Below are 17,996 nucleotides of genomic sequence, written 5' to 3' on the forward strand. Positions count from 1 at the left end.
TCAGGCGGGCGCGACCGCGGGGGACGAGCACGGTTGAATGGGCCGCTGACCGACATCGACGAGCAGGAGCTCAACGTGAACAAGACTGAACTGCGTGACGCCATCGCCTCGCACGCCGAGCTGACCAACGCCCAGGCCGACAAGGCGCTCGAGGCCGTCATCTCCTCCATCACCACCGCTGTCGCCGGTGGCGACAAGGTCACCGTGCCGGGCTTCGGGACGTTCGAGTCCCGTGAGCGCTCGGCGCGCACGGGCCGCAACCCGCAGACCGGCGAGACCATGGAGATCGCCGCGAGCAAGGCGCCGGCCTTCAAGCCGGCCGCTGCGTTCAAGAACGCCGTCAACGGCTGACCTGACGCTCGACGACTCGGCCCCGCGAGGACTCCTCGCGGGGCCGAGCTGCGTGCGGGGCGGCTCGATCCGCCCCATACTGATGCATGGCCATCGTCGATGCGGCGCCGATCCGCGCCGTCCAGTACCAGCCGAACGACCGGCGCGCGTGGCTCGCACTCGGCCTGGCGGTCCTCAGCGCCACGGCGTGCGTCGTGGCGCTCGTGCTGCCCTACTTCGCAGCCGGGCTCCCCGCCCGCGAGTCGCTCTACCTCTACGACATCGACCAGCTGTGGCCCTACACCTCCGCAGCAGGCCCGCTGGTGGGCCTGCTCTCCTTCTGGGCCCTGGCGATGGCCCCGTTCATCTCCTTCGCCGTCGTGTGCTGGGGTGCGCACCGCCTGTGGACCCTGCGCGCCGCACCCGGACGTGATGTCGTGGTGGCGCTGGCGCTGCTCGTGTCCGTCTGCACCCTCGGGTGGTCATGACACCGATGGCGAGCGACCTGCTGGCGTGGATGATCGACTGACCTCTGGATCCAGCCGCTGGGGGGACGGGATCAGCGGGTCGTGACAACCTTTCGGGCCGGGCACCGGTCACAAGGGTCCGGACACGATCAAGGGGAACCATGAGGAACATCCGTCTGACCGCGGTCGCGCTCCTGGGCGCGGCCGTGCTCACACCGACGGGCGCTGCCACCGCTGCGGCCGAGACGTGTCAGGGGCAGGCGGCGACCATCGTCGGGACGCCCGGTGGCGAGATCGTGGGCACGGAGGGTGCTGACGTCATCGTCACGAACGGCGCGACGCGCGTCGACGCACGCGGCGGCGACGACCTCGTGTGCGGCACCGGCACCGCCCCGGTGTTCGCCACCATCCTCGGCGCGGGGGCCGACACGTTCATCGCCGACTCCAGCGGTGGACGGCACTTCGTCCATGCGGGCGCCATCGTCGGTCGCGAGGACGTGGTCTCCCCCGACACGACCGACACCGAGGCCGACGCCATCCGCGCCGCCAGCGCCGTCGTCGTCTCCGGCATGGCAGGCCAGTCGAACGCCGACATCATCGACCTCGACTTCGGCGAGATCAGCTGGAGCGGGATCCAGACCGCCCCCAGCGCGGTGTCCGTGGGCACCGGCGGCATCTTGGGCGTTCGATCCGTTACCGGCGACGTCGCCATGTACGCCAAGGGCACCGTGACCGGGGACGACACCGCCCTCACCTGGACGGGCCAGTTCGACAGGCTCGCCTTCACCACGTCGGCCGAGCGTGGCATGTTCACGTTCCGCGGCACCAGCGGCACCGAGCACGTCAAGGTCAACGCACCGACGACGTACGACCGCAACATCGCACTCCGCAGCGGCAAGGACTCCTACGAGTCCGACACCCTGGGCGGGAAGGCGACGCGGATCAAGGGCGACGGCGGGCGCAACCAGCTGCTGCTCGAGCTCACCAGCCACGGTCGCGTCCGCGCCGACCTGAGCCGTTCGCGGGTGACGGCCACCAAGGCCGGCAAGGAGGACTCGATCCGCGTACGCGGCTTCGACGACATCATCGTGAGCGCGAAGCGCGCCGACGTCATCGGCACCAACCGCGCGAACAGGATCGGCGTCATCGCGTGCCGGGTGACCATCAGTGGCAGGAAGGGCCGGGACGATCTCTACGTCGGCACCAGGTACAGGGGCCTCGGCACGTGGGTCCCGCCGCGGTGCGACAAGCCCAGGGCCACGATCTACGGCGGCCCCGGCAACGACAGCCTCGCTGGGAGCTATCCCAGCAACGACCGCCTCATCGGCGGCCCGGGCAAGGACCGCGTGGCAGGCGGGTTCGGCGGGCGCGACGTGTGCCAGGGCGAGAAGGTCCGGGAGTGCGAGAAGCGCATCTGAGGTGGGAGCCGGGCCGTCCCCGCTGGAGGCGGCCCGGCGTCCCGTTCGGGTCGGACCGCGCGGAGCAAGCGGCGACCTTGGCAGGACGATGGATTTCCAAGCACCGCTCATGCCGATGAGCGGGCAAGGCAACTCACGCTCTTGGAGGCGTTGCTATTGCGGTCCATCGTCGACAACGGCCGTGCTTCGCGTGCGGCACACTGGGCACGTGGACATGAGCCATCCGGTACTCGACTTTCCTGTCCACGGACTCTCGGGAGGTCCGGATGGTCCACGGTGGCTCGACGGCGTGGTGGGGCGGTTGGGCCACCCGGCAACTGGAGTCTGGCTGGGGCACGGCAGCACGCGGCGGGATCCCAAGCGGCCGTGGACACAGGTGGGCACGTTCCGTTGTGACCGGTTCCCGGGCTCCGCAGTCGACGCGGACCAGCGGATGGTGTCCGACGCCGTGTTCGCACTAGTGGACGCGACGATGCCCCACCCTGCTGCCCGTCCCGACGAATTCGGCCACCGGCTGGTGGACGCCGCCACGGCAAGAGCCGCGAACCGATCCAAATGGCAGCCCTTCTCGTGGACGGTCCGCGACCAGGCAGTGGCTGCGTCGGTGCTGCGCTGGGCTGGAGCTTGGGCGGCCTTCACCACCGCGCTGCCCGAGGTCGACATCGTCATGGTCGGCTACGGCGTCGAGCCCACCGCACTGACCATGACAGAGGTAGAAGACGCGTCTGAATACCACTTCGACCGGAGAAGCCCCATCATCTTCCCTGAAACCGTTGAGCGCTCGCGTGCGGCCGCAGGGATCCAGTACGAGTCAGTGGACGAGCGGTGGTGGCCAAGTCACGCCGACCACGCCACCACGGTATGAACCGACTGGCCATTTGCGGGCAGCAAATCATCCGCATCTGCCACCGTGCGTGCGCGGATTAGGGTTCCTGCATGGCTGATCGTTCGGAGGCTGACCCATACGTGGGCGACGACTTCTACTGTGACGTCGCGATCCCGAACCCCGAGGAACTGGACCTCGTCTTCGACGACGAGCACGTCCTCGCCTTCCATCACACGCGTCCGTTCTGGCAGACGCACGTCGTCGTAGTCCCCAAGAGGCACATCGCCTCTTTGACCACGGTGACCGAGGAAGATGCGCACCTCATGAGGCGTCTATTCGCCGTGGTGCAGAGAATCGCCCACGACGTCGAGGAGAGCAGAGGAGCGGCCGCCGTCCTCACTAACCTCGGTCGCTACCAAGACTCAAAGCACTTGCACGTGCACATCCACAGCGGCGGCCTCCGGAACACCTGACCGGGTTCTCGCTCAAACGCACTCATCTGCCGCGACCCGTGCGAGCAGCACGAGGGGAGGGTTCTTCGCTCTGCAGACGCGCCCGTGGCCGCGTCAGCTCGCGGCTGGCGGGATGTGGGGCGGGGTCAACTTCGAGGTGACGGGATCCGGGGCGGACCGGGGTCTGATGGGTCGAGCGCGGTGGTCCCGTCACGGTCGCGTCGGTAGTGATGGCCGTGCGGGCTGGTCCACTCGAAAACCCCAGGCTCGGTCATGTCATATCGCCAGGCGGAGTGGGTCTTGACCCGGTGGTGGAACCGGCACAACGCGGCCAGGTTGTCGGTGTGCGTCGGCCCGGACTGGGGTCGGCCTTCTGATTGGGCGTCATGGTCGTACTCGATGACGTGGTCGACGTCGCAGCCCCGCGCCGGTCGACCGCACCCCGGAAAAACGCAGGTCCGGTCGCGAAGGCCACGTGCTCGCGGATGCGGTCCGGGACCCCATAGCCCGGCGCCGCCCTCTCCTGGTCGAGGTCGATGACCGGCTTGACCGTGACCATCGTCCGCGAGTCGCGGCACCACGACTTCAGCTGCTCCAGCAGGACCAGCCGCTGCCCCTCCTCCAGCCGCCCCGTCGGTCCGAAGACGATGGTGTCGCTGGAGAGGCTGGCGTCGAAGTGGGCGTGCAGCACGACTGAGCGGGCGGCGGGGAGGCCTGGTCTCGATACGCCGGCTCGTTCCTCACCGGCTACTCGACCACCAACAGATTCGTCGGCTACTCGACCACCAGCCGAGTCACTTGCTGGTCGACCACCAGCAGAGCCGTGGAGGTCGAGAGCGGTCTGCGTCCGGGCCAGGTCACCCAGCGCTTTCGCCCTGCGTGCGTCGAGGGATTCCTGCGACCCGAGGGCCTTCTGAATGGCGGCGCCGTGGGCAAGCGCCTGCTGGAGGTCGAGCCCGTCGGCGAGATCGACCTCGGCCTCGAGCCGCACGGTCCCGGCGAAGTGCACGTCCTGGTCGTGGATCGTCACGTGGCGCGGGTCGACGTGGAGGTACCCGTCCTCCGGATCGGCAGCAGGATCCGGCTCGGCGAGGTCGAACCGCTTGATCGTCTCCGCCACGAGCCGGTCCAGCTGCGCAGGACCCACCTTCCCCGCGACCGCGGCGACCTGCGTGTCGACGAACCGCGCCGCCTCGACCGTCAGCTCAGGTGTCGAGTGAATCGTGACCTCGGCAACCGCACGCGCACGCCACGCCGGAACCGAACCGGTGTGGACCTGCGACCACAGTCGGGGGAGGCGGTGGCGCAGCTCGAGCGCGTGGCCGATGAGCTTCTTCGCCGAGACCGAGGTGACGCCGAGGACGGTGCCGAGCTCGGCGACGCAGAACTCCGCGACCAGCGGCGTACCCGGTCCGGCGATGGGCTCCTCGTGCGCGCACCCGGGAACGGTGAACGAGGCGGCGGAGTGGATCGACTCCGGAGGGTGCAGGTCGGCCCAGCGCGGCGAGGTCGAGCTGGCGGGCTGCTTCGGTGTTCTCGATGGAGCGGGAGGCCTTGGTCGAGGCGAGCAGTGCTGCGGGGCCGAGGGCTTCTGCCCCGGCCTCTGCTCCTGCGTCCAACGTCTCGATCATGCGTTCGAGCCTAGGGAAGGGGTCCGACAGTGGGCCGGGTCTCGATACGCCCGCTCGTTCCTCGCGGGCTACTCGACCACCGATGGAAGAGGGGCCGCGCTCGGCTGCTCGACCAGCGAGCGGGCGAGGGTCAGTGCGCGACGCCGTACAGCCGGTCGCCGGCGTCGCCGAGGCCCGGGACGATGTAGCCCTTCTCGTTGAGCTTCTCGTCCTGCGCGGCCGTGACGACGGTGACGGGGACGTCGAGGCCCTCGAGGCCCTTCTCGAGGTTGGCCACGCCCTCGGGGGCGACGAGCAGGCAGATCGCGGTGATGTCGTCGGCGCCACGGTCGGTGAGGAAGCGGATCGCCGCGGCGAGGGTGCCGCCGGTGGCGAGCATCGGGTCGAGGACGTAGCACTGGCGCCCGGAGAGGTCCTCGGGCAGGCGCTCGGCGTACGTCGACGCCTCGAGGGTCTCCTCGTTGCGGACCATGCCGAGGAAGCCGACCTCGGCCGTCGGCAGGAGCCGCATCATGCCGTCGAGCATGCCGAGCCCGGCGCGCAGGATCGGGACGACCATCGGCTTGGGCTGGGCGAGGTAGACGCCTGTGGTCGGGCCGACCGGCGTGGTGATGTCCATCGGGTCGACGCGCACCTCGCGGGTCGCCTCGTAGGCCAGGAGGGTCACGAGCTCGTCGGTCAGCCGACGGAAGGTCGGCGAGTCGGTGTTCTCGTCGCGGAGGACGGTGAGCTTGTGGGAGACGAGGGGGTGGTTCACCACGTGCAGGCGCATGGCCCTCACCCTAGTGGGTCCGGGCGTCGGCGGATCGACTGCGCAAGAGGGTTGGCGGACCCTGCGGTTTCTGCGACATTGGATGTCCGATTGACGGTGGGGAGGCCGGTCATGTCCGAGCAGAGCGGCGAGATCGACTTCGCGCTGGCCGCGTTCGTCGAGGACGGCGCCTGGGAGGTGCAGGACATCGCCCCACCGGCCTTCGAGACGATCGAGTCGTTGAGCCACGCGCTGCGCCACGTCTCGGGTGAGTCCGGGGCGGTCGGCATGGTCGCGGTCGACGAGGACTTCTTCGTGCTCGTGCGGGTCGACCGCACCACGACCCGCGTGCTGCTCTCCGACGTCACCGCGGCCGACGAGTGGGAGCTGGCCCAGTCGGCGATGGACTTCCTCGGCCTCCCGCCGCCGGAGGACGACGACATCCAGGTGCTGGCCGGCGACCTCGACCTCCTCGCCGACCTCGGTCTGCACGCCATCGACATGGGCGCGCTGCTCGACGACGTCGAGGCCTACCCTGACGAGGTGCTGTCCGACATCGCCCGCCGCCTCGGCTTCGGCGAGCTCTTCGACGACGCCGTGGGCCTCACCTCGGCATGACGCGCGTGGACACCTGGGACGGCGCCATGCGCCTGGCCCTCACCGAGGCGCGCACCGCGCTCGCCGGCGACGACGTACCTGTCGGTGCGGTCGTCCTCGACGCCGACGGCACCGTCATCGGCACGGGGCGCAACACCCGCGAGTCCGACGCCGACCCGACCGGTCATGCGGAGGTCGTCGCGCTGCGGACGGCCGCGGCCACCCGCGGCGAGTGGCGGCTCACCGGCTGCACACTCGTCGTCACCCTCGAGCCCTGCACGATGTGCGCCGGGGCCCTCGTCCTGGCCCGGGTGGACCGTGTCGTGTTCGGGGCGTACGACGACAAGCTGGGCGCCGTCGGGTCGCTGTGGGACGTCGTGCGCGACCGCCGGCTCAACCACCGGCCCGAGGTGGTCTCCGGGGTGCTGGCGACGGAATCCACGGCGCTGCTGGACGACTTCTTCGCCCGCCACCGCTCGCAGGAGGTCCGATGACCACCGTCCGCCGCGCCACCGCCGACGACGCCGAGGTGCTCGGCCGGCTGCTGTGGGACTTCAACACCGAGTTCGAGTCCGAGACCGACGACGCCGACGTGCTGGCCGTCCGCTTCGCCCGGCTGCTGGGGCTCGACGAGATCGTGGCCGTGCTTGCCGAGGACGACGTACGCGGTGCAGTGGGGTTCGCGCTGCTCAGCCTGCGCCCCGCCATCTGGTTCGACGGCCCCGTGTCGCAGCTCGAGGAGCTCTACGTCGTGCCCGACCTGCGCGACCGCGGCATCGGGACGCAGGTGCTCGACCTCTGCAGGACGCTCGTCCGGGACCTGGGCTCGCCGGAGATGCACATCAACGTCGACGAGGTCGACGCCGACACCCGGCGCTTCTACGAGCGGCACGGCTTCCGCAACATCGAGGAGGGCACCGACTACCGGATGCTCTGCTACATCGGGCCGACGTCCGAGGCGCCGGTCACGAGCTGATCGCGGCAGGCGCGCAGCCGGTCCAGGTCGAAGGCGGACGTGCCCTCCCGCTCGGCGGCGGCCAGGAGCTCCTCGACCTGGGTCCGCACGCGCGCGACGGTCTCGGGCCCGGCGACCCGCGCCAGCCGACCGGCCAGGCGCAGCGCGGCCTTCACCACCTCGGGGTCCCCGGCGGCGTACAGCCGGAGGTCGTCGAACACGAGGTCGACGAGCTCGGCTCCCGTGGGCAGGCGCCAGACGAGGCGTACGACGCCGTCGTCGTCGACCCACCCGTCCCCCGGTGCGGGGTGGCGCATGGCCGGGACCAGCCCGCACGCGAGCTCCTCCACCACGTTGCGCGCGGTGTAGGGGTCGTTCGTCGACGGCGACACCGCGCGCACGGCCATCTCGACCAGCTGCTGCACGGCGAACTCGACGTCCTGCGCCGGCGTCCGGGTGTCGCCGACGCGCACGTGCGCGCACACGAGCCGGCTCATCTCCTCGGCGTCGCCGCTCACCCGCGCCAGCAGCTCGCCCGCCATCACGTGCGTCCCCGGCGTGGCGACGAGCTCGGCCACCCCCACGCCGGTCGCGGCGCGGACCAGTGCGGGCGCGTCGACGAAGGTCACGAAGCCCGCCCGGGGCGCCAGGACCTCGGCGTCCGGGACAGACAGGGCGAAGGCGGTGACCCGCTCGCCGCGCGCCTCGCCGTAGAGGTCGTCGACCGCGGACTCGAGCTCGGCGCGGACCCGCCGCACCAGCGTCGGGACCTGGATGACGTCGGAGATGTGGTGCAGGAAGTAGACCAGCGCAGCGACGCTGGCGAGCGCGAGGAGCAGCGCCCCGTAGACCGCGACGTGCGGCACGAAGGTGATGCCGTCGGAGGAGTCCTGGACCCGGCGCAGCACCATCAGGCAGTAGACGAACGTGCCGACGAAGAGCCCCAGCACCCGCTGGTTGCTGCGGTCGGACATGAAGTTGCGCACCAGCCGCGGGCCGTAGGTCGACGACGCGGTCGCGATCACCGACATCGTGATCGAGAAGGTCGTGGCGGCCACGGCGAGGACCGAGCCCCCGATGGCGACGAGGATGCCGCGGCTGCCCTCGACGCCGAGCAGGAACGAGTCCGGGAGGACGTCCAGCGTGCGCGCGTCGAGCCACAGGTCCAGGACGATGACGCCCTGGGCGAGCACGATGGCGGCCACCACCATGACGCCGGGGACGAACCACATCGACTCGCGGAGCTGCGCGCCCCGCCACCAGGTCTTCACCTCGCCACCCTAGGTGGGGGTCTGGGCTACCCGCCCACCGAGACGAGCTCCTCGACGCCCTCGGCCAGGCACTCCTCCAGCCCGCGGAGGTCGGCGACGGCACTGGCGTCGACGTTGACGCCGATGCAGGCGGTGTCCCCGACGGTCACCAGGCACACGGTCAGCGCGGCGCCGGGCAGCGGCCCGAGGACGTACATCCCCTGCACCTCGGCGCCGGCCATGAAGCGCTTGCGCGGCGGACCGGGCAGCGTCAGGACGAAGGCGTCCGGCGGGACGGCGGTGCGCAGCGCGGAGGCGCCGACGAAGGCGGGCATCCGGTTGACGACCGGCGCCGCGGCGTCCAGCACCTCCAGCGCGCGCTCGGTGTGCAGGGACAGCACCTCGCCGCGCACGGCCGCGACCCGGTCGACGGGGTCTTCGATGGACAGCGGCCCGGAGATCAGCGCCTGCGCGAAGCGGTTGCCGAGGTCGTCGGCACGGTCGAGGGAGACGCGTACGCCGACCGGCAGCTCGCGCACGTCGCTGCCCCGTCGTGCGTGGTAGCGGCGCAGCCCGCCGAGCACCAGCGCGACCGCGGCGTCGTCGAGGGTGCCGCCGCCCTGCCGGGCGACCGTGCGCAGCGGCTCCATCGGCGCCTCGAAGGTGAAAAAGGTCCACTTCTTGCCGGTGCGCGGCGACAGCTCGGGCGAGGGTCGCTCGGTCTGGGTGAGGAGCCGGCGCACCGACGCGCCGTAGCGCAGCGCCGACGCCACCACCGCCTGCGGCCGGACGGCAGCGTGGCCGAGGGTGCGCACGCTCGTGCGGGCGAGGTCCGGCAGCGTCGACACGTCGGCGCGCAGGCCAGCCATCGCGAGCTCGACACCGTCGACACCCACCGGAGCGGCGACCTCGTCGCCGACGGGCTTGCGCGCGGTGTGGGCGCGGCGTCCCGACTGGAGCATCGACAGCAGCTGCACGATGCCGAGGGGGTCGGCGAGCGCGTGGTGGATCTTGAGGACGTACGCCGCACCCTCGCCGCGCTCGACGGGCACGCCCTCGTAGAGCACGCCCTCCCACAGCGGACGGGAGCGGTCGAAGGGACGCAGCGCGACCTGGGCGGCCTGCGCGAGCATCTCCTCGCGGCTCGAGACGCGCTCGCGGCGGAGGTGGTAGCCGAGGTCGAAGGTCGGGTCGTCGGCCCACGTCGGCGGCGCGGTCGGCACGACCGGGTCCACGACGCGCTGGCGCAGGCGGCGTACGAGCCCGGTGCCCCACTCGGTGGCGGCGACGAAGCGCTTCCAGTCCGGCGCGCGGTCGAGGTCGATCACCACGGTCGTGGTGGACGACTGCACGGGGTGGCGCTCGGCGCGCCAGAGCAGGGTCTGCATCGGCGTCAGCTCGGCACCTGATGACCACGCGGCCGCCCCGCCCCAGCGCTCGAAGTCCTCCGCGGCACTCATGCCGGCCACCTCGCCAGCGTCTCCTCGAACTTCGCGTGCAGGGCAGCGATGCGCTCGCTCATGTCGTCGACGCTCCAGTCGGTCTCGGGCTCCAGCACGCACACGTCCACGACACCGGGGTTGAGCACCAGGGAGCTGCGGCGCATCAGCTCGCCGGTGTTGCGCAGCACGATCGGCACCACCGGCACCCCGGCCTGCGCTGCGAGGTGGAAGGCGCCCTTGCGGAAGGGACCGAGCACCGGCGTCGCCGAGCGCGTGCCCTCGGGGAAGATCATCAGCGAGGTGCCACTGCGGATCCGCTCCACGACCCCGTCGAGCGTGGCGCGGGCGGAGGCGGAGTCGGACCGGTCGATCCAGGCCGGGTCGATGACGAGCGAGCCGACGAAGGTGCGCGGGTCCCAGCGCGCCTCCTTCTTGGCCACGATGGTGAAGTCGCGCTCGAGGAGGTTGCCCAGGACCGGGATGTCGAGCGCGCTCTGGTGGTTGGCGACGAAGATGGCGGGGCGGTGGGTCCAGAGGCGCTCGCGGTTCTGCACCTCGACGTCCACGCCCGCGAGCGCCATCGGCAGCGACGTGGCCAGCTTGACCGCGAGGTTGCGGCCCTCGTGGGCGTCGCGACGGGCCAGGCCGTAGGCCAGCCCGGCGATGACACCGGTGTTCATGCCGGCCAGCGCGGCCGCCGTACGCCCCGCAGCGACGAGCGAGCCGCCGACCGGGTCGGAGAGGTCGAGCACCGGCCAGTCGAGGCGGGCGGCCGCGGCGCGGAGGTCGCGGTGCGGGTTGAGCGCGGTGGGGCGCCCGACGGAGGAGAGGAAGGCGACGTCCTCGTAGCCGTTGCCGTAGGCGTAGGACTCGCCGAGGTCGACGCCGTGCTCGCGGGCGAAGGCGCGTACGCCGCTGGCCTTGTGGCGGCCCCACAGCATCGGGCCGTCGGTGGCGCCGGTGAACTGGCCGTCCTCGACGACGAGCTGGGTGCAGACGAGGTGCTCGACGCCGAGGTCGCGGGCGACCGGCGCGATCTGGTACTTCGTCGCCGCCGACGCCACCGCGACCGTGTGGCCGGCGCGCTGGTGGGCCATGACGAGCGCGCGGGACTCGCGACGGATGGTGCCGGCGATCTTGGAGCGGAAGAGCCGCTCGCCGAGGTCGGCGAAGGCCTCCTCGGACTCCCCGCGCATGGCGGAGAAGGCGACGTGGGCGATGCGGGTGGGGTCGCCGCCGAGCTCGCCGTCGACCGCGGTCACGACGGTGCGGAGGAACTCGGCCGGCGACACGTCGCGGCCCTTGAGCCGGTCGCCGTAGAAGGTGGCGGCGGTGTAGCCCGCGACGAGGGTGCCGTCGAGGTCGAAGAAGGCGCCGACCGTGGGGCCCTGTGGACCGGCCTCGATCGCCTCGATTGCCTCCTGCGCGGCGGCCGAGAGCCCGCTCACCTGCTGTCCTGCGACTCGGTCGCCGACCGCACCTCGGGCACGACCACCTGGACCGGCTCCCCGGCGATCTCGCCGATCTCGTTGACCCGGCGCACCGCCTCGCGCAGCTCGGCGGCAAACGCCTCGCGTGCCGAGCCGGTGCCCGCGCCGCCCTCGAGCAGGCCCTTGTGGCGCGCCAGCGCCATCGCGGTGCGGAAGAGCTCCAGGGAGATCGACTCCGCGCTCGCGACCCGGCGCTGCAGGGCCCACTGGCGTCCGACGGCCAGCGCGTCGGCGAGCAGGTCGTCCTCGTCGACGGGGCTGTCCCCGCGGTCGGCGAGCCGGTCGGCGAGCACGAGGTAGGCGTCGAGGAAGGGCCGCAGCACGAGGTGCGCGAGGTGCGGGCGCGCGCCGACGAGGAGCTCGCGGGCGCGCTCGGGGGTCATGTCGGTGACTCCCTCGCCCACCAGCAGCTGGAGCTCGGTGCGCAGGTCGTCCTCGAAGCCAGCGCGACCGGGGAAGAAGAACTCGAACTTCAGCAGGTCGCGCATCCGCTTCGCCTCCTCCCAGCCCACCTGGAGCGTGCCGCCCTGCGGCAGCTCGGCGTCCGGCTCGAGCTCGGAGACGGTGAGCAGCGCGAGCTCGCCGATCGCGCGCTCGACGAGGATGTGGATCACGGTGTTGCGGTAGAACGCGGCCACCAGGTGCTGGTCGTCGCCGATCTTCCAGACCGGCTCGGTGCCCTGGTCGTACGCCGTCAGCACCCCGCTGCGGGCCAGCTCGGCGAGCGCGCGGCGGATCGTCGCGCGGTCCCGCAGGTCGGCGGCACCGGCGACGGGCCAGCTGCGCGCGTCGATGTAGGCCGCCAGGGGCTCGACGGTCTCGAGCACCTCGTCGACGGTCAGCGCCCGGTCGGCACCCAGCAGCGCCAGTGACACGATGGCGGTCACCGTCACCGGGGTGGCGCGGTTGAGCCGGTGGGAGATGTCGAGCGCGATCCGCTCGACCGCCTGGTGCCCGGTGACGCCCTCGTCGGCGAGCGCCTGCATCCGCTCGCGGAGCGAGAAGGGCTCGCCGACGGTCAGGTAGGCACGGCCGAGGCGGTTGCGCTGGAGCCGGGCGAAGCGCACCAGCCAGCGCCAGTCCTCGGGTGTCTTGCTGCCGCCACGCGCCTCCTCGGTCATCAGCGAGACCTCGTGCAGCTGGTCGTAGACCACCGCCATCGGGACGACCTGCACGTCGGGGGCATCGTCACCGTCGACGCTGTCGGTGAGGTACTTGAGGATGCCGTGCACCGGGGGCCGCAGCTTGCCGGTGCGGGTGCGGCCGCCCTCGATCGACCACGCCATGTTGCGCTTGTTGGTCACCATCTGGCGGATGTAGGAGCGCAGCGCGAGGCGGTAGACCGGGATCTCCTGCGTCGAGCGGCGGATGAAGATCAGGCCGGTCCGACTGGCCACGGTTCCGATGATCGGCAGGTTGAGGTTGGCGCCGCCGAAGGTGTAGGTCGGCGAGAACCGCCGCGACGACAGGGCGTTCGGGATCACCATGCCGTCGAGGTAGGAGCGGTGGCTGAAGGCGAGCGCGAGGCTGTGCGAGCGGTCGAGCCGCTTGAGCTCCTGCATGTCGTCCTCGTCGACCAGGACGTCGTACGCCCGGAGGAACCACTCGCCCATCCGCGCCCAGCCCTGGGAGGTGCGGTCGTCGTGGGCCGCGGACATCTCGTGGAGGTAGCCCTTGACCTCCGACCAGACCTCCTCCTCGGGACGGCCCTGCTCCTCGGCCGCCTCCGCGACGGCGCGCTGGAAGCGCTTGTCGTGGAGGAGCTCGGTCACCTCCCGCGGCGGCGCGGCCGGCAGCCTCTCCCCCACCGACCTGGGCAGGGCGGACCTCGCAACATCTCGGACACGGCGTACGGCGGTCATGGTCAGCCACGCTCCTTCCCTCTCGCGAAGGCGCGAGCACAAGCGTGCGGCGAAAGTTACCGCCGTACGCCGTCCCTGACCATGGCACCGCACCGATCGTGGACGGATCGTGGGGTCGACGCCGGTTTCAGGCTGGCGGCAGGGCTCCGGTAATGTTCCGCGCGGTGGCGTGTCCGAGCGGCCGAAGGTGCAACACTCGAAATGTTGTGTGGGGTCAAACCCACCGTGGGTTCAAATCCCACCGCCACCGCCAAGAGGTCCTGACGAAATTCAGGACCGTCTAGTGACGAAATCCCGCCCAGGGTTCACTTGGGCGGGATTTCGTGCGTCTGTGGGGGCCTCGCGGGCTGCCCCGAGGGCGACCTATCCGACCCGATACTTCGCCGAAGTGTCGGAAGTGGACCCCTCTGCGAGTCCGCCCGATCCGACCACCGCTGGAAGCACGTCGAGCCTGACAGCGGGGTGCTGTCAGGCTCGAACGGTGGCGCTAGGTACAGACGGGGTCAGGCTGTCGGCCCCCCAGGTGGACCGGTCGCGGCGAGGGGATGCCCGTCGTCGTCCAGCTCGACGAAGCCACGGCTGGCGACGTCCATCGTGGTGAGCGGGTCCCGGGTGTCGCGGGTTCGACGCGCCCAGCTCAGGAGGATGCGCAGGTTGGAGGCGGCGACGGCGATGGCGAGCAGGAGGGTGGTCTTCACCAGGCCGTGCTGGCGGGTCCAGCCGCGCTGGATGCCGCCACCGTCGGCGGTCTTGAGAAGTCCGAAGGAGCGTTCGACGTCGCTGCGGCGGTTGTAGGACAGCTGCCATTCAGGGCTGCCCCAGTACTCGCGCTGGCGGAGCTTGGGTTCGACGGTGGGCTTGAGCGTGATGGTGGTCTGGGCGCAAGCCTTGGGCAGCTCGCCGGCCTCGTTGACCGGCGGGGCGACCTCGGGCACGTCGTCGTAGTCGGCGGAGAGCGGGCAGCCGCCGCACTTGAGCTTGCCGGCGCGGGAGGGGCAGGTGAAGCGCTCGTTGCCGCCCGCGGTGCGTCCGGCTCGCTCGAACCGGTAGACGCGACGCTCGGCGATGAGCCTGTTGAACTCGTCGACCTCGGCGCGGCGCCCAGCGGCATCCAGGCGCTCTTCGCGGGTCGCGTCCTTCTTGTCCTGACCCACGGACAGTCGGTTGGGCTTCGCGATGCGGATGAGGTGGTCGGGGATGGAGGGACAGTGGGCCCACCCGTCCACCATGACGTAGCCGTCCTTGTGGGCTCGTGCGCCGTTGTCGTTCGGGTGGAGGTCGAGGACCTGGTCGATGCCCATCGCTCGGAGCTTGTCTGCCCAGCGTTCGGGGAGCTTGTAGCTGAAGCCTCGGTCGGCCAGGACCTCGACCACCGAAACGCCCTCGTCGCGCATCCGGGCGAGCCCGGAGATGGTCGCGTCGATGCCGTCGCAGTTCGCTGCGACGACGCTGATTCGTTCCATCAAGAGAGGCCGTGGGGCGCCACCGACGGGGGCGACGCCGGTGAACCCGACCATCTGGTAGCCGAAGACCTGGTTGGTCCGGTTGTGGTAGGTCTTCGTGCGGTAGCCCCACCTGGCATCGACGTCGGCGGAGCGTCCGTAGCGGTCCTCGGGTTCGTCCGCGTCCTGGTCCTCCGACCCTGGGGTGTTGGAGTCGCGTCGGGGACGACCTTTTCCGCGTGCGGGCGAGTCGATGGCCGACTCGTCCACGGCGTAGCGCCCGGCGGCGCCGATGTGGAGCGTCGCCGAGGCAAGGAGCTGGTCGATGAGGTGCTGGAGCTTCCCGGAGCGTTCGACCCGCTCACCCAGTGGGAGGTCGGGGCGGCGGGCTTCGGTGTGCTCGTACAGGTCGGTGATGCAGTTCCACAGGTAGCGGACCTGCCGAACCGTCAGCGGTCCGCGAGCGCCGCGAATGCCGAGGCGCCGCTGGTAGTCGGTGGCTAGCTCGCCAACAAGCGTCCTGTGCACGGCGACGAGCGTGAGGTTCTTGTCGCGGGTCGCGGTGGCGACCATGGCGGCGAGGAGGACGTCGCAGGTCAGGGCGCGCTTGCGGCCTTGCGGGGCACCGGCGAGGGCGGCTTCGAGGACGGCATGGACGTCGCTGCGGCGCACGAAGGCCAGGTAGCGCTCGAACTCCCGGTAGCCAATCACGCGGCACCGTCCGCTCCAGCAAGGGCCGAGACGATGCGTTCCACGGCGGCCTCGTCTGCCGGGGGGCAGTAGCTGATGAGCTCGGTGACGGTTCGCGCCGAGGCAAGACCCGCGACCGGGAGGAGGTCGGCGAGGGAGATGGGTGCGCAGAGCTGGGCGACGAGCCAGGTGTTGCGCAGGCGGCTCATCCGCAGCTCGAGCGACGCCGAGCCTGCCGTCTTGGCGCGACTGGTGACGGGGCCTACGACGTTGTTGCGGTCGCGGACCTTGCCGATGACCAGCGCAGAGGGCTTCTTAGTCTTGGCGTGCAGGTCGAGGCCGCGTTGGACCAGGGGCGCGTAGTGGGTGCGGATGGGGACGGTGCGGGCCTTGACGCCGTCTCCGGGCACCCGGACGGTAAGGATGGTCTGCTCGCCGTAGGCGACGACGGTGGTGAAGCACTCGGGCGTGAGGGCGCGCAGGTCGGTGGCGTCGAGGCCGGCGCCGAGCCCGAGGCCGACGATGAGGCACATGTCTCGGGTGAGCGCGACTGTGGGCTGGTGCCAGGCGGCGCGGACGTACCAGTCGCATTCCTCGCGGGTGTACGGGGCAGCGACCTTGTGGTGCTCGAGCCGCGCGGGAGCTGTGGAGGGGTCGATGGCCCGCAGTGCGCGGCGCAGCAGCGACCGGGCAGAGGCCTTGGACCGGTCGGACCAGTGGCACTGGTCGAGCCACTCGTCGAGCAGTCCGGGCGCGTACAGGTCGTCGAGCGTCAACGGCTCGGCTGCGTCACGACCGTGGCGAGCGGCGACGTAGGTGAGCAACAGGGCGACGTAGGAGCAGGCGCTCTGGGCGACGCGCGGGTTGTACGGCGCCGTCGCGAAGACCAGCCCGGCGCCGAGCTCAGCGTTGCGGTTCCAGGCCTGCCGGGTGGCCTTCTGGGGCGTGAACGAAGCGACCCGGGCACGCACCTCGTCGGGGAGGTCAGTACCGGTGGGGAGCACGCGGACAATGCCAGTTCTTGGCGCCCCGGCTTGCTCGGCGCGGACCTTTTGGGCGGCCTTTGCGGCTGCGATGCGGGCGCGCCGCGAGGTGGGCTTGGCCGGTGTGGCTGCCTGCTTGCCCGTCTGCACGGGGGACCCGGGGGTCTGGGTGGAGGACACGTTCGGCTCTCGGTTGGGTGCCTCGGTCAGCGTCCGGATGACATCTGACGGCATCACCGTGCGGGTGTTCTCGATGTGACCATTGGGAACCTGCCGTGTCAGGGCGGGAAGAAGAGGGCGCAGCCACTCCTTGATGGGCGCGGGTGCCTGGGTGCGGCGTGCCTGGAGGAGGTGAGCGGCCGGTATCGGCTGGCTGGCGCCGGCCAGGAAGAAGGCGTCCGGGGCGCCGCGGCGGACTGGGCGCGGGGCAACCGGGTCGAGGTTTCCGGCGGTGCGAGCGAGCTTGTACAGCGTGTCGCGGTGGGTGGCTTTGGTTCGCGGGCTGGAGAAGGTGGTCCGGGTCAGATGGGCGTTGATGGTCTCGACCCGAAGGAGCTCTCGGAGCGTCGGCGCCTGGGCGGCGTCCCAGACGTCGGGGTCGGCGAGGTACCCCGCGAGGTGGGAGAGCAGGAGGCGGGCGTGGGCGATGCTGACTGGCTGCGCGCGACGGACGAGGGACTTGCTGGCAGGGCCGGCGAGTGACCAAGCTGCTTGGTCGAGCCGGGTGGGGGTGAAGTTGCGGATGTAGCCCGCGATAGCGGTCGGGGTGCCGCGGCGTGGGCGGTCGGCGGTCATGGGTGGTCCTCGTGGATGGCAGCTTGCCCGCGCGACACCCGGCCGGAGCGGGGTATCGCGGGTCTGGCGCTGTCCGGCGGAGAGCGCGGCCGCCGTGAGGGCGGGCTGTGGGTGGGAGTTGTGACGGGCGTCAGTTCCAGATGTCGTCGTCCGGGAGGCGCGTGGCTGGTGTCCTGGGCGGAAGGGTCGGTCGTCTCAGCAGCCGTAGAAGGCGGCTGACAGCTGGCCGGCACTGTGTGCCTCGGGGTGGGCTGGCGCCTCGTTGAAGCCCGAGTCGGGGAGGTCGTAGAGGTCGTGCCAGGCTCCGTGCCAGCCGCACTGGCAGTTGTGGCTGACCTCGATGAGGCCGCTCATGCCGGTTGCCGTGGGGCCGACGCGGAGGGTGAGCGACACGTTGTCGTTGATGCTGTGAGCGGTGGGCGCCTGCGTGACGATGCCGGCGATGACGGTGCGGAGGGTGAGGCCGCATTCGGGGCAGGTGGGTCGGATGGCGCTGTTCGGGGTCATGGGTGTCTCCGGTTTCGGTCGGTGGCCCGTCCTTCGTTGGGCCGTGCGCCGTCCTTGGTGCTCGCCGCCGTGAGCGGGTTGATCGGTTTTCCGAACACTGGGCGCCGG

Annotated in this window: 17 protein-coding genes and 1 tRNA gene; 9 read left to right on the forward strand and 9 right to left on the reverse strand. The window is 71.1% G+C overall.

What is annotated here, in order from left to right; genetic code table 11:
• The first annotated feature begins 75 nt into the window (after positions 1–75).
• The 5 genes from IRX98_RS19480 to IRX98_RS19500 all read left to right on the forward strand — a co-directional run bounded on the left by IRX98_RS19480 (position 76) and on the right by IRX98_RS19500 (position 3,514).
• Positions 76–351, forward strand: a complete 276-nt coding sequence (locus IRX98_RS19480) for an HU family DNA-binding protein (protein ID WP_224279608.1) — start codon at positions 76–78, stop codon at positions 349–351.
• Positions 352–437: 86 nt separating this feature from the next.
• A complete protein-coding gene (locus tag IRX98_RS19485) occupies positions 438–818 on the forward strand; it encodes a hypothetical protein (RefSeq protein ID WP_224279610.1) in 381 nt (126 codons plus the stop codon).
• A gap of 140 nt (positions 819–958) precedes the next feature.
• Positions 959–2,215 (forward strand): hypothetical protein, encoded by a 1,257-nt coding sequence (locus IRX98_RS19490; RefSeq protein WP_224279612.1) that lies wholly within the window; start codon positions 959–961, stop codon positions 2,213–2,215.
• Between the two features lie 208 nt (positions 2,216–2,423).
• The gene (locus IRX98_RS19495; RefSeq protein WP_224279614.1) at positions 2,424–3,080 is read left to right on the forward strand and encodes a hypothetical protein; all 657 of its coding nucleotides are present in this window, start codon (positions 2,424–2,426) and stop codon (positions 3,078–3,080) included.
• A 71-nt stretch (positions 3,081–3,151) separates the two neighbouring features.
• Positions 3,152–3,514 (forward strand): HIT domain-containing protein, encoded by a 363-nt coding sequence (locus IRX98_RS19500; protein WP_224279616.1) that lies wholly within the window; start codon positions 3,152–3,154, stop codon positions 3,512–3,514.
• Between the two features lie 250 nt (positions 3,515–3,764).
• Here the strand turns inward: IRX98_RS19500 and IRX98_RS19505 are convergent, their stop codons facing one another.
• Positions 3,765–4,982: a DUF222 domain-containing protein gene (locus tag IRX98_RS19505; RefSeq protein ID WP_308045557.1), complete on the reverse strand. Its 1,218-nt coding sequence runs from the start codon at positions 4,980–4,982 to the stop codon at positions 3,765–3,767.
• Between the two features lie 272 nt (positions 4,983–5,254).
• Complete coding sequence (upp, locus tag IRX98_RS19510) at positions 5,255–5,896, reverse strand: uracil phosphoribosyltransferase (protein WP_224279618.1); 642 nt, start codon at positions 5,894–5,896, stop codon at positions 5,255–5,257.
• Positions 5,897–6,007: 111 nt separating this feature from the next.
• On the opposite strand from upp, the gene IRX98_RS19515 reads away from it, so the two are divergent.
• From IRX98_RS19515 to IRX98_RS19525, 3 genes are read left to right on the forward strand one after another with little or no spacing between them, the layout of a single operon-like run.
• Complete coding sequence (locus IRX98_RS19515; protein WP_224279620.1) at positions 6,008–6,493, forward strand: tRNA adenosine deaminase-associated protein; 486 nt, start codon at positions 6,008–6,010, stop codon at positions 6,491–6,493.
• A gap of 26 nt (positions 6,494–6,519) precedes the next feature.
• Complete coding sequence (gene tadA / locus IRX98_RS19520; RefSeq protein WP_224279684.1) at positions 6,520–6,966, forward strand: tRNA adenosine(34) deaminase TadA; 447 nt, start codon at positions 6,520–6,522, stop codon at positions 6,964–6,966.
• Positions 6,963–7,448, forward strand: a complete 486-nt coding sequence (locus IRX98_RS19525; protein WP_224279622.1) for a GNAT family N-acetyltransferase — start codon at positions 6,963–6,965, stop codon at positions 7,446–7,448. Before tadA ends, IRX98_RS19525 begins: the two co-directional genes overlap by 4 nt.
• Here IRX98_RS19525 and IRX98_RS19530 read toward each other — a convergent pair.
• From IRX98_RS19530 to IRX98_RS19545, 4 genes are read right to left on the reverse strand one after another with little or no spacing between them, the layout of a single operon-like run.
• The gene (locus tag IRX98_RS19530; protein ID WP_224279624.1) at positions 7,409–8,698 is read right to left on the reverse strand and encodes a DUF2254 domain-containing protein; all 1,290 of its coding nucleotides are present in this window, start codon (positions 8,696–8,698) and stop codon (positions 7,409–7,411) included. The two genes, IRX98_RS19525 and IRX98_RS19530, sit on opposite strands and share 40 nt — an antisense overlap.
• 26 nt (positions 8,699–8,724) lie before the next feature.
• Entirely contained in the window at positions 8,725–10,137 is a 1,413-nt protein-coding gene (locus IRX98_RS19535) for a wax ester/triacylglycerol synthase domain-containing protein (protein ID WP_224279626.1), read from the reverse strand.
• The gene (locus tag IRX98_RS23650; RefSeq protein ID WP_224279628.1) at positions 10,134–11,567 is read right to left on the reverse strand and encodes an HAD-IB family hydrolase; all 1,434 of its coding nucleotides are present in this window, start codon (positions 11,565–11,567) and stop codon (positions 10,134–10,136) included. The genes IRX98_RS19535 and IRX98_RS23650 overlap by 4 nt, the downstream gene beginning before the upstream one ends.
• Positions 11,564–13,471, reverse strand: a complete 1,908-nt coding sequence (locus IRX98_RS19545; RefSeq protein WP_224279630.1) for a lysophospholipid acyltransferase — start codon at positions 13,469–13,471, stop codon at positions 11,564–11,566. The genes IRX98_RS23650 and IRX98_RS19545 overlap by 4 nt, the downstream gene beginning before the upstream one ends.
• Before the next feature lie 163 nt (positions 13,472–13,634).
• On the opposite strand from IRX98_RS19545, the gene IRX98_RS19550 reads away from it, so the two are divergent.
• A tRNA-Ser gene (locus IRX98_RS19550) sits at positions 13,635–13,724 on the forward strand.
• A gap of 250 nt (positions 13,725–13,974) precedes the next feature.
• Here IRX98_RS19550 and IRX98_RS19555 read toward each other — a convergent pair.
• The 3 genes from IRX98_RS19555 to IRX98_RS19565 form a co-directional block, all read right to left on the reverse strand.
• Entirely contained in the window at positions 13,975–15,624 is a 1,650-nt protein-coding gene (locus IRX98_RS19555) for a transposase (protein ID WP_224279632.1), read from the reverse strand.
• Entirely contained in the window at positions 15,621–17,381 is a 1,761-nt protein-coding gene (locus IRX98_RS19560) for a hypothetical protein (RefSeq protein WP_224279634.1), read from the reverse strand. Before IRX98_RS19560 ends, IRX98_RS19555 begins: the two co-directional genes overlap by 4 nt.
• A 195-nt stretch (positions 17,382–17,576) precedes the next feature.
• Positions 17,577–17,888, reverse strand: a complete 312-nt coding sequence (locus tag IRX98_RS19565; RefSeq protein WP_224279636.1) for a hypothetical protein — start codon at positions 17,886–17,888, stop codon at positions 17,577–17,579.
• Positions 17,889–17,996: the final 108 nt, after the last annotated feature.

The organism is Nocardioides lacusdianchii (assembly GCF_020102855.1).
Lineage (GTDB): Bacteria > Actinomycetota > Actinomycetes > Propionibacteriales > Nocardioidaceae > Nocardioides > Nocardioides lacusdianchii.